Origin of the sequence: Nesterenkonia sp. AN1 (genome assembly GCF_000582475.1) — a bacterium.
GTDB classification, from domain to species: Bacteria; Actinomycetota; Actinomycetes; order Actinomycetales; family Micrococcaceae; genus Nesterenkonia; species Nesterenkonia aurantiaca.
The window spans coordinates 1-8,675 of record NZ_JEMO01000037.1 but is presented as its reverse complement, the minus strand read 5'-3'; the positions used below and the strand labels follow the sequence as shown (position 1 = coordinate 8,675).

At 61.2% G+C, this 8,675-nt stretch carries 9 protein-coding genes and 1 pseudogene; 4 read left to right on the top strand and 6 right to left on the bottom strand.

Translation table 11 applies throughout. The annotated features are described in order from the left end of the window. Positions 1–218: 218 nt before the first annotated feature. Positions 219–584: a hypothetical protein gene (locus tag BG28_RS15550; protein ID WP_152539314.1), complete on the bottom strand. Its 366-nt coding sequence runs from the start codon at positions 582–584 to the stop codon at positions 219–221. 416 nt (positions 585–1,000) lie between these two features. On the opposite strand from BG28_RS15550, the gene BG28_RS13660 reads away from it, so the two are divergent. Together BG28_RS13660 and BG28_RS13655 are read left to right on the top strand one after the other, a co-directional pair. After that, a complete protein-coding gene (locus tag BG28_RS13660; RefSeq protein ID WP_036478096.1) occupies positions 1,001–1,306 on the top strand; it encodes a transposase in 306 nt (101 codons plus the stop codon). Beyond that, positions 1,303–2,157: an IS3 family transposase gene (locus tag BG28_RS13655; protein WP_152539313.1), complete on the top strand. Its 855-nt coding sequence runs from the start codon at positions 1,303–1,305 to the stop codon at positions 2,155–2,157. The genes BG28_RS13660 and BG28_RS13655 overlap by 4 nt, the downstream gene beginning before the upstream one ends. A 207-nt stretch (positions 2,158–2,364) precedes the next feature. Here BG28_RS13655 and BG28_RS13650 read toward each other — a convergent pair. The 3 genes and pseudogenes from BG28_RS13650 to istA all read right to left on the bottom strand — a co-directional run. Beyond that, a pseudogene (locus BG28_RS13650) lies at positions 2,365–3,502 on the bottom strand (ISL3 family transposase); the annotation flags it as partial. 81 nt (positions 3,503–3,583) lie between these two features. Then, positions 3,584–4,333, bottom strand: coding sequence for an ATP-binding protein (locus tag BG28_RS13645; RefSeq protein ID WP_036478093.1), 750 nt, complete (start codon positions 4,331–4,333; stop codon positions 3,584–3,586). Next, on the bottom strand, positions 4,330–5,889 hold the full coding sequence (istA, locus tag BG28_RS13640) for an IS21 family transposase (protein ID WP_036478091.1): 1,560 nt from the start codon (positions 5,887–5,889) through the stop codon (positions 4,330–4,332). Before istA ends, BG28_RS13645 begins: the two co-directional genes overlap by 4 nt. Between istA and BG28_RS15170 the strand changes: the two genes are divergently transcribed. Then, positions 5,867–6,406 carry a GNAT family N-acetyltransferase gene (locus tag BG28_RS15170; RefSeq protein ID WP_200869365.1) on the top strand — a complete coding sequence of 180 codons (540 nt, stop codon included), beginning with the start codon at positions 5,867–5,869 and terminating at the stop codon, positions 6,404–6,406. The two genes, istA and BG28_RS15170, sit on opposite strands and share 23 nt — an antisense overlap. A 48-nt stretch (positions 6,407–6,454) precedes the next feature. Continuing rightward, on the top strand, positions 6,455–6,997 hold the full coding sequence (locus BG28_RS15165; RefSeq protein WP_369797265.1) for an RES family NAD+ phosphorylase: 543 nt from the start codon (positions 6,455–6,457) through the stop codon (positions 6,995–6,997). A gap of 609 nt (positions 6,998–7,606) precedes the next feature. Here the strand turns inward: BG28_RS15165 and BG28_RS15545 are convergent. Next, on the bottom strand, positions 7,607–7,870 hold the full coding sequence (locus BG28_RS15545; protein ID WP_152539312.1) for a hypothetical protein: 264 nt from the start codon (positions 7,868–7,870) through the stop codon (positions 7,607–7,609). Positions 7,871–8,455: 585 nt separating this feature from the next. After that, a partial coding sequence (locus tag BG28_RS13630; protein WP_235181135.1) for a hypothetical protein occupies positions 8,456–8,675 on the bottom strand: 220 nt, incomplete at its 5' end.

The window sequence follows — 8,675 nt, the reverse complement described above, 5'->3', positions numbered from 1 at the left end:
ATGCTCTGCCATTTCCCGACCACGATCCCCAGGTCAAGGGGCCGGCGCAACGGCTCTGGGATGTCCTTGAACGCGTTGGTCAAGGCAATGCGTACGGCGTCTGCCTTGTATCCGTCCGGGAGGTGGACGACTCCAAGGCCCCGCACCGCGCATCCAGAGACCCCCACTTGTAGTGCATCTTGGTTTCATGCGTAATGCGAGAGACGCTGATTCCCTTGTCACACTGCGTAAGTGGCTTCGTGCCAACTGCACCATAGTTTTGAGGACTGCCGCAGCCAGACGTGACGGGGGTAGAGGACGCAAGGACCATACCGCTTAGATGCCACAGGTGTCGCTGTAGTCGAAGAGAAGGCCGAAATAGTTTCGGCAGTGGACGGATCCTCACTAAGAATATCTTCGATGATTTCCTCTGCCTCGTCCCATGAATCGGCTTCGACGAACGGGATAGATTCAGCATCCTTGAAGAAGTCCTCGGGATTCACCGGGTCAGATCCTTCCTCAGGAACGCCTAACTCGGCCAGCTGATCAAGGTCGTTCTCACGTTCTTCCTGGAATACGTCCTCCCAGGAGAGATCATCGCTCAAGGGGGTCTTCGGTGACCGCAGACGTGTGAACAGGAGCCGGGGAGTGCACCTCCTAATACGCCGGCAATTAGGAGAGCGGTACTCACGGGGTAAAAAATAACCCAGGTGTCATTGTCCTTGGACCTTTTCGAATGAGTGTCCACTAGCTAGATAAGCTGATGGAATACTGAACACTGCCTGAGTAATAGTTACACACAAGCTGATCATTAATGTGTGGACTAAAGTAGCTACTTTGACCTGAAGGCTGTCCGCACAGGTCGTGTAAACAATGCCCGCTCAACCATCCCTAAGCGGGCACCATCGAGAATCTCTGCTCCAATGTCTCGTGACGGGTTTAGTGGAGGCTCTGGTCTGTCCCGGGTTCCGAGGAGTACGGATTTCGTGGATTCTGTATGTCCTGAGCACAGGAGGACCAGATGGGACGAAGAGGCTACCCCGCAGAGTTCCGGCGCAGAGTGCTGGACCTGCTCCACGCTGGACGCAGCGTCGCGAGCATCGCCCACGACTTGGAGATCAGCGACCAGACGATCTACGCCTGGCGCCGACAAGACCGGATCGACCGTGGCGAGATCCCAGGACTGACCACCGCGGAGAACGCTGAACTCAGCGCGGCAAAGAAACGGATCGCTGAACTGGAGCTGCAGCTGGCCGTCACGACGAAGGCGGTGGAGGTGCTGAAAGCCGACACCAGCCCAAAAGGCGGCACACGGCGGTCGAGCTGATCGCCACCCAGGGCCTGCCAGTCCAGGTCGCGTGCCGAGTCCTCGGAGTCGCGGAGTCGGGCTACTACGCCCAGGGCAACAGGGCACCTTCCGAGCGAGCGATCCGCCACGAATGGCTCACCGGCGTCATCGCCCAGGTCCACGCCGCCTCTCACGGCCGATACGGTGTGCGGCGAGTCCATGCCGAGCTCACCATGGGTCAGGGCATCGCCGTCGGGCATCTACAAGTGGGCCTGTTGATGCGCCGGGCCGGTCTGAAGGGCCTGACGGGGCGGCGCAAGTGGAGACGGATCCTGCCCGATCAGATCGCCACCGACCTGGTCCAACGTGGGTTCACACGCCAGGAGCCCAACCGGTTGTGGGTCACTGATCTCACCGAGCATCGGACTCGCGAAGGAAAGCTCTTCTGCTGCGTCGTCCTAGACACGTTCTCCCGTCGAGTCGTGGGCTGGTCGATCGATTCCTCACCGACCGCAGCACTGGCCACCAACGCTCTTGGCATGGCCATCGATACCAGGCTCGGCGCGAGTCCCGGACAGGGCACGATTATTCATTCGGATCAAGGGGTGCAGTTCGGTTCGTGGGCCTTCACCACCAGGGCCAAGGCGGCTGGTCTGCTTCCCACGATGGGCTCGGTCGGGGACTGCTACGACAACTCCATGATCGAGGCGTTCTGGTCCAGGATGCAGGTCGAACTCCTGGATACCCGGATATGGAACACGCGTGTGGAACTTGCCAACGCGATCTTCGAGTACCTCGAGATTTGGCACAACCGCCAACGCCGACATGGCCGGCTCGGGTGGGTCACGCCCATAGAATATGAACGCAACCGGATTATCACCGCGGCATGAGAACCAAGAAATGCTGACGCCATCAAACCCGGGACAGACCAGAGTCTCCAAGAATCCCAGGGCGGTTCACCTAGCAAGCGCGGTCATTGAGCTGCGCAAGCAGCGCAACGAACCCCCCCCCCGATGGCTAGGAGCATCGGCGGGGCTTCACTCACTCGCATCCCTGATGAGAGGGAACCAGTCTGGTCCATGAGGGAACAAACCGGCTCATCGCAGATGAGGGTGTAGCAGGGGTCTGAATCCTCCAGTGTCGAGCAGTGATCTGGTGATGTAGTGAGCGAGGTTCCGGAATCCCAGGGCGGTTCCGCGGAGGTGCTCGAGTCTGCCGTTGATGGCTTCTGTGGGGCCATTGGAAGTACCTGGCCTGTCGAGATAGGCCAGGATGTCAGCAGCCCGGCGATGGAAGGTCCTCCCCAGGCTGATCAGCTCATGGAGTCGGCGCGGTACTGCCTGGCGCAGTGACTCGATCACGGCTTCCAGCTGTTCCCTGCCCTGGCTCTTGGAGGGGTTGCGGTAGGCGGCCACGTTCTTCTGATAGATCCTCCAGGTCGCTTCGACTTCGACGTGCTCATCGACTGTGAAGACCTTCTGCAGCCGCTGGTGCTGCTTGTCGGTGAGCAGCTCAGCGCCGGTGCGCTTCAGTTCTTCGGGTCCCGTAGAGCGGGTCACCAGATCGGCCCCGGTGGCCCAGGGTGTCTTGCTGGACCCGCTGTCGGCATCGATCCAGCGCGTCTCCTGCGAGGACGACCACGTGGAACGGGTCCATCACCGCGGTGGCCTGTGGGAGCTCTTCGGCGGCGGCGGTCTTGAATCCGGTGAATCCGTCCATGGCGACCACCTCGATCCCATCCCGGAAGTCTGTGGTCTGGGCGTCGAGCCAGGTCTTGAACACCTGCTTCGAACGGCCAGCGACCATGTCCAAGAGTCGGGCGGTGCTGGTGCCGTCGCGGATCGGGGTCAGATCGATGGTCACCGTGACGAAGCGGCTGCCGCGCCCGGTGTGGCGCCAGCAGTGCTCATCCACCCCTAAGACCTCGACCCCGTCGAAACGGGCAGGGTCATTGATCAGCAACTGCCGGCCAGCAGCGAGCACGGCGTCGTTGACCGTGTGCCAGGCCGCGCCGAGACTGGCGGCGATCCGGGTGATCGACATGCGGTCGATCACCAGTGATTTCAGCGCCCAGAGCACCGCGTGGCGGCTGAGCTTCGCTCGTGGTGCCGCCGCGCGGCTGGTGTCTTGTCGCCAGACTCGGGCGCAGTGGGCGCAACGGTATCGGCGCACCCGGATGAAGAGTGTGGTGGGTCGCCAGCCGCTGAGTATTTGATGGGTTGAGAGCCTGTAGATATTGCGTGCGGGTACCAGCGTTATTGCCGAAGAGCGCCAGCAGCCGCTTGGCTCGGAGCCACTGGCGCTCTCAGCCGCTATCTACCCATTCACGATGTTGGTGTGTTCGCGCATGTTGTAGGTCCCAGTCTCCACCCAGACAGTGTTGTGGATGATCCTGTCTATGATCGCATCGGCGTGGACTCCTGAACCGAGGCGCTGGTGCCAGTCCTTCTGCTGGTACTGCGTGCAGAACACCGTCGATGTCGCATCGTAGCGGCGCTCCATGAGCTCAAGGAGCATGCTACGCATCGCCTCCGAGGGCCGATCCAGAAGCCACTCATCGATCACCAGCACAGTGAACGAGGCATACTTCTTCAAGAATTTCGTGGCACCGGAGGGCCTGTCCTGCGCCTGAGCCCAGGCCTCTTCAAGATCAGGCATACGGATGTAGTGAGCGCGGATCCGATGCTGGCAGGCCTGCTTGGCCAGCGCGCATCCCAGATAGGACTTCCCCGACCCAGTGAAACCCTGGAACACCACGTTCTGCCGCCGCTCAACGAACGAGCAGGTCCCCAACTGGGTGAGCATGGTGCGCGCCAGACCACGTTCCTCGATCAGGTCCACACGCCGCAGATCAGCGTTGGGATACCGAAGCCCGGCCCGGCGCAGCAGCCCGGTGATCTTGGAATGATTGAACGAGGAATACGCCTCATCGACCAGCAGCTGGATCCGCTCCTCGAAGGCCAGGCCCGTGCTCAAGGACTCGTCCTGGGTCTCGATGGCAGCCAGCAGGTCCCCGGCATTCATCTCGCGCAGCTTGCGTTTGGTTTCGATATCCACCGGGCTCATCGGTTTCCTCCCGCGTAGTATTGGGCTCCGCGCACGTAGCCACCAGACTCCACCGCAGCACCAGCCTCTTGGGGCGCTTGGGCCTTGTCCGGCCCGGTTTCTAAGATCGGGCGCAGATGCGCATACCGTGGGGACCTGACCTGGCCACGCAAAGCCAACTGGCAGGCGGCCTCCACCCTTCCGGCAGAGTAGCGACGAGACAGACGCAGCACCGCCAGCGCGGCGTCCAGGCCCTGCTCCTCGATGGCCACGGACTCCAGGATCCGCTCGATCACCGTCACAGCACCGGGGCCGATCCGTTCCACCCAGCCCCGCACCCGGGGTCCGTCCCATTGACTCCAGCGCCGGTCCTCCGGCAGGTCAGCGTCATTGGTCCGGTACTGATTCACCTCACCGGGGCCCACGAGGCGATGACTGCTCAGTCGTTGATCATCACGGTAGATCTCCACCATGGTCTCGGTGATGCGCAGATCCACCTTCGCCCCGATATGAGTAATGGGAACCGAGTAGTGGTTCCGCTGCCACGCCACGTAGCTGTTGCGCGCCACGCGCCGCCCGTAGGCCCACCTGCTGATCTCATAAGCCACCGCGGGAAGCGGCCGAAGCAATGGCTGCTCCTCAGCGGTGAACACCCCGGCCCGGGATCCCGCCCGCTTCTGAAACGGCTCCTGATGATAGGCCTCCATGCGCTCACCGATCGCCGTACGCAGGTCCTCCACCGTGGTGAAGGACCGCTCGCGCAGTCCCGCGATCACCCAGGTGGCGATGTGTCCGACGGTGTTCTCCACGCTGGCCTTGTCTTTCGGGCGCCGGACCCTGCCCGGCAACACGGCTGCACTGTAGTGTCCGGCCAGCTGCCGGTAAGCGTCATTGAGCACGACCTCTCCCTCTTTGGGGTGAGAGATGACCCCGGTCTTGAGATTATCCGGCACGATCCGCGGCACCGACCCTCCGAAGAACTCGAACATCGCCACATGAGCGCGAAGCCAGCTGGCCTGCTTCATGTCCAGGCAGGGCTCCACGAACGCGTACCGGCTAAACGGCAGACACGCGACGAAAAGATACACCTTCGAGGTCTTGCCGGTCCTGGGGTCGCTGAGCTCCATGGTGGGGCCCGACCAGTCGACCTCGACGCTGACTCCAGCCTTGTGCCCGACCCTGGAGGCGGCCCCCGCCACCAGGACGTGGCGCTGGTAGGTCTTGCAGAACCTGTCATAGCTCATGGCCGGCTGGCCCGAGGCGGCACAGGTGTCCAGGTACTCCTGATGCAGTAGCTTCAGTGTCACCCCGATCTTGGCCAGCTGCCGGTGCACCTGGTCCCAGTCGGGTTGAACGAACACGCTCTGGTGTTCACCCCGGCCGGGGAACAACAGCGCATACACCTCGGCATCGGGACGCTCGTGGAGCTGGTCCCAGTCGACTCCGAGCCGGTCGGCGGCCTCGAAGACCTCCGCGACGCTGTTTCTGGAGATGCCCTGCGAGACCGAGATCGCTCGTCCGGAGAGGCCCTGCGCTCGAAGACTCAGTATCGTCTTGGCCTTGATTTTTCTTACCATTGAAATTAACTCCTTCCACCACGTGCCCTCACGTGGTGGAAGGAGCCTAGCCGGGTGGCTCTCGCCCGCGTCATTACTGGCTCTGAAACACAATAACGACTGCAACTGGGATTGGCTCTGTTCCGCGCTACTGCTGGACCTCACAACGGCGAATATTCAACTCGAGGGCAACCTGTCCCCGAAGACACCCGCGCAGGCCTCTGCGGCCATCTCCGGCTCGTGGGCAATTCGCACTGCAATTGATCCCGACGGCAATGTGGTTGGCATGGGGCGCATCGTCGGAGACGGTGGCTGGTACTTCCTCATCGCGGATATGGCCATTCTCCCTGCACACCAAGGCCGGGGCATTGGCAGCGCCATCCTCGATGCTCTTCTAAGACAGGTGCAGGACTCTGCACCAATGGGGGCTTACGTCACACTGACTGCTGACCCGCCAGGACGTCGCCTCTATGAATCCCGCGGCTTCACCGATGTGGCACTCGAAAGGACTGGCATGCACCTCATCATGCGAACATGAGACCGCTGGGTAACAGATCCACGAGAATCAGGGAGTGGGCCACCTGAGATGATCAGTAGAGGTAAGGAAGTCGTTGCTATGGACCACGGCGAACCAGTGATCCGTCGAGACAGTGCACTCATGCGCACGGTCACAGGATCATTCTTCCGAGCTGTCGACCCCGCATATCGTGAGGCAGCTCTTTCAGGATCCCGATCCGCTGGCCGATACTCGCCGCCGGGTGTGCCAACGCTGTACCTCAGCTCGTCGCAAGCGGGTGTTGACGCTGCGATGGTCGCTCACACACGCGATAAAGCTCCCGACCTCGAAGTGCTGCGGTTCAGCGTGGACGCAGCTCGCATTGCTGATCTCCGTGATCACGACGCGTTGAGATCGGTCGGCATTGAACCTGCAGACGCTGCAGCGGAATGGCAGGACGTAGTTGCCGCGGGAGGCTCACCGTCCTCCTGGAGAGTCCGCGAAACGCTAGAGCGTCTAGGTGCCCAAGGTCTGATTGACCCGTCACGTAAGCAGCCTGAACTCTGGCACCTAACGCTCTTTAAATGGAACACCGATGGGGCTCCGCGAGTTCGAGAAGTGCGCGCACGGTAGAAGATCCCTCAGAGGGCACAGTCAGGGTGAGGATTCACTGTTGAACTTGTGAAGTCGGAGCGCGCTCCACGCGAAAGCACACGCAAAAGGGAACATTGCGACCCAAAACCAGGCGAGACCCCCAAACGATGTATCTGACTGCGTTCCTAGCCCAGGCGCTAGAGTGAACAGTCCTATTGCTGCTTGCACCAGGAACACCGCAGCAATCAGGCAGTGCCGCCGGACGCTAGCTGCACCTGGCTTGCCTATCAAGACATTCCATTTGCGAGGCCACGGTTTACCACTTTCAAGCTGCGCTCGGGCGTACGCCTCTTGGCGTTGACGGATCGTAGCGCTGTCAGTAGGGATGACGTTCACCTCCATTTTTCAACCGTACTTAAAACCGTTGCGGAAGACCATAGCGTTCCTGGCTTTAGAGCAATTGAAGACCACCCCCGGGCGGAGAATTCGGCGTGGTGGCGTGGAGCCCAGACACGACCGTTTGGCTGTCAGACGGTGAGTCGGACAACTCACCTCAACGGTGGCGACGCGCGGGGGATTAAGAAACCTGGGTCCGAACCTACCCCTGACTCATTTGCACATTCCTAGATGTGCCCGGTGGAGGATCCCTCACCGTGCGCTTTTCAGCGTGATCGAGCGTAGACGTTGCGGATCCGGGTGCATTCGGCGGCGATTCGACTGAACCAACGGGTCTCGGGTGGCATCGCGGAAGTACAGCACCACCCCTATGACAAAGAACGCGATGCCAGCTGCAACACCGAGCCCGCCGAGCGTGCCGAGAAGAACAGATCCGGCCGCGCCGAGCAGTGAAGAAAGACCGAAGATGAGCAGGGCCGTACCTACTGATCCGCATGTAGCAGCTTTAGCTCTCATAGCCTTAACCTAAATGCTGCTGTTCCGCGATCAGGGGTCCCGCAGTTCGAGGGCGGGAGGCGGCCGCCATGTTCTGTCTCGTCGAGGCTACGCAACGGCATCCGTCCGAGTGCGGATCTGGTTGTTGTGCCGGTAGATCAGGACATGTTGGATCGGAATCGCTGGTGTCACCCCGAGGGCGAGCACCCACAGGGGCAAGTGGCTCACTAGGTATCCTCCCGAAACTCCTAGAACGAGGGCTCCGGGAAGAACGTAGCGCCAAACTTGCCGACGCTGATCTCCACGCAGTGTCGAGAAAAATCGTATTCGTTCGTCTGGGCTGGTTTTCGTTCTTTGGTGCACAGCCAGGACCATCAAAGTCATCCCGATCACTGCGCCGGCGGTCGCCAGGAATAGTCCCATCCACTTAGGACACCGCAGACTCACGCGAGATGCAAGGCCCCCAAGCTCGTAGTGCGCAGTTGATGGGTACAGACGGACGATTCACTGGTGAACACGTCCCCGTTCGCCGTGACCCATCGGCTTACGGGCGGGCGTCGCCCCTAGGTGTAAGAGGCGGGATCGGTCCGCGTGGCAGTGAATGCCTCAGCTCGTCGAGGGATCCGGCTCACGCGAAGACAGATGGTTCAACGTGAGGTCGATCAGCTCGACGAGGTCCCGTGCGGAGACGCGCGAGAAATCGATGTTGCTGATGGCCTGGAACCTTAGCGCACCGTCACCGTAGAACGCCGGAGCGGTTCTGCGTCGATTGTTCCGACTGCCGTCCTCCATGGGGGCTCCTTTGAGGGCTCTTCCCAGTTGAGCG

What these genes read in the sequence shown, in the direction of transcription:
- BG28_RS15165 (WP_369797265.1), top strand. Translation starts at nt 6,455, where the DNA reads ATGATCAGTAGAGGTAAGGAAGTCGTTGCTATGGACCACGGCGAACCA.
- BG28_RS15545 (WP_152539312.1), bottom strand. Translation starts at nt 7,870, where the DNA reads ATGAGAGCTAAAGCTGCTACATGCGGATCAGTAGGTACGGCCCTGCTC.
- istA (WP_036478091.1), bottom strand. Translation starts at nt 5,889, where the DNA reads ATGGTAAGAAAAATCAAGGCCAAGACGATACTGAGTCTTCGAGCGCAG.
- BG28_RS13660 (WP_036478096.1), top strand. Translation starts at nt 1,001, where the DNA reads ATGGGACGAAGAGGCTACCCCGCAGAGTTCCGGCGCAGAGTGCTGGAC.
- BG28_RS13645 (WP_036478093.1), bottom strand. Translation starts at nt 4,333, where the DNA reads ATGAGCCCGGTGGATATCGAAACCAAACGCAAGCTGCGCGAGATGAAT.